Origin of the sequence: Thermanaerothrix sp. (assembly GCA_026417795.1) — a bacterium.
Lineage (GTDB): Bacteria > Synergistota > Synergistia > Synergistales > Synergistaceae > Thermanaerovibrio.
In genome coordinates this window covers 1-1,753 of record JAOACP010000088.1, presented here as the reverse complement: position 1 = coordinate 1,753, position 1,753 = coordinate 1, and the positions used below count along the sequence as shown (strand labels likewise).

Annotated in this window: 3 protein-coding genes; 1 reads left to right on the top strand and 2 read right to left on the bottom strand. The window is 52.5% G+C overall.

Annotation, left to right across the window (positions count from 1 at the left end; all coding sequences use genetic code 11):
• A partial coding sequence (locus N2315_09230) for an MBL fold metallo-hydrolase (protein ID MCX7829356.1) occupies window positions 1-454 on the top strand: 454 nt, incomplete at its 5' end.
• A gap of 289 nt (window positions 455-743) precedes the next feature.
• Here the strand turns inward: N2315_09230 and rpmB are convergent.
• Together rpmB and N2315_09220 are read right to left on the bottom strand one after the other, a co-directional pair.
• Window positions 744-935, bottom strand: a complete 192-nt coding sequence (gene rpmB, locus N2315_09225; GenBank protein ID MCX7829355.1) for a 50S ribosomal protein L28 — start codon at window positions 933-935, stop codon at window positions 744-746.
• 176 nt (window positions 936-1,111) lie between these two features.
• Window positions 1,112-1,753, bottom strand: a 642-nt coding sequence (locus tag N2315_09220; protein MCX7829354.1) for a tRNA (adenosine(37)-N6)-threonylcarbamoyltransferase complex transferase subunit TsaD, incomplete at its 5' end; no start/stop codon positions are given.

Sequence of the window (1,753 nt, the reverse complement as noted above, 5' to 3'; positions counted from 1 at the left end):
GGAAGGAGGAGGTAAGCCTAAGGTGGCACCCCAGGTATGTACCGCGGAACCCTTCAGGCTAGGGGCTTTCACCATTGTCCCTTTACCACTCTTTCATGGGGAACTCCCCATCTTAGGATGGCAGGTGTGGGAAAACCGGAAAAGCCTTACCTATGTTACCGATGCGAGTCATATTCCCCCTCAAACGCTCGAAAAATGCACCGGAACCGATTGTCTTGTCATTGGGGCCCTTCGCCAGCGTCCCCATTCAACCCATTTTACCTTTGACCAGGCTCTGGAACTTGTTGCAACCATCAAACCGCGAAGGGCATACATCACCCATCTGTGCCATGAACACAGTCACAAAGAAATCACCGAGTTTTTTAGTGAAAAAAGAAAGGGATATCTCGCAGGAGCCGGGGGTTTCCCTGAAACCCTTACACCGGCCTACGATGGCCTTACCCTGGCTATGTAAGGGGATTCATTCGGTGGGGAGGGTGTGCGGTTTTAAAGGCAATCCCCATTCGTATAAGGGACACCTTTCGTTATAAGGGAAGCATTCCAAAGCCCTGCCCCGAGACCTGCCCATTAAAGCCCCGGATTTCTGGACCTGGGGGCTTTTAACGATCGACCTTTTACTCAGCGATAGGGGAAATAAAAAAGCCCCTGGTGTTCACCAGGAGCTTTCCTCCTCAATTCCCTAAAAAGGGAAATTACCCTTTTCCCCCGCGAGAAGCACTACAAGCGCCCCTCCCCTCGACTGCTTACACCTTCTTGGTAATAAAATCGCTTTTCAGACAGCGGGTACAAATCTTAAGGGTCGCCGTGGTACCCCCAATCTCGGTCTTAACTTTTACCAGGTTGGGTCTCCAGGTCCGACGGGTATGATTATTGGCGTGACTGACCTTATTTCCCGTCACCGTATGTTTTCCGCAGATATCGCATGTCCGTGACATAACAACCTTCCTTCGTCTAACCTACCACACAAATTGGGCTTTACTATAGCCGATTATCAAAATAATGTAAAGGCCCTGACAATACTATTCCCCGCATAGTGGGAGCCCCTCTCATAATCAGATCTCAGGGTATACCGGCGGCCTACCGCCGCCCTCTTATCATGTAGCCAATCCGCCTAGGGATAGCGTCGTTTAAAGGCCCGCACCCGGGCTGCGGCCGTAGTGGTCCAGGGGCTCCGATCGCCCCGGGCAAGGTACCGAAAACCGATACCTGCCACCATGGCCCCGTTATCCCCACAAAGAGAAAGGGGCGGGAACAGACAACGCAGATCCTTTTCTGCGGCAAGGCGCTGTCGAAGGTACGAGTTAGCCGCCACCCCTCCCCCGATAACCACCGTCCTCAGGCCCGTATCTTCCACCGCCCGAAACAGGGCCCGCAGCAGAATTTCGATGGCCGCCTTCTGGAACGAGGCGGCCACATCTTCGCTCCGATAATTCCCCGTTACAGGGTCCCGGGGAACCTCTTTTACTCTAAATTGATCGATCTGATTAATTACCGCCGTTTTAAGGCCCGAATAGGAAACATCATACCGATGTTCCCCTTTATAGAGGTTGGGGAGGGGAAAACGAAAGGCCTCGCTATCGCCCCTTTGAGCAAGTCGATCAATATAGACGCCCCCCGGATAGCCAAAACCGTAATACTTAGCCACCTTATCGAAGGCTTCGCCCACCGCATCATCGATGGTAGTCCCCAATACCTCGATGGTATCAAAATCTTTTACCTTACAAAGAATACTGTGGCCCCCCGACACGAGGAG

Bases quoted from the DNA above. Each gene is read 5' to 3' on its own strand.
- rpmB (MCX7829355.1), bottom strand. From the start codon at position 935: ATGTCACGGACATGCGATATCTGCGGAAAACATACGGTGACGGGAAAT.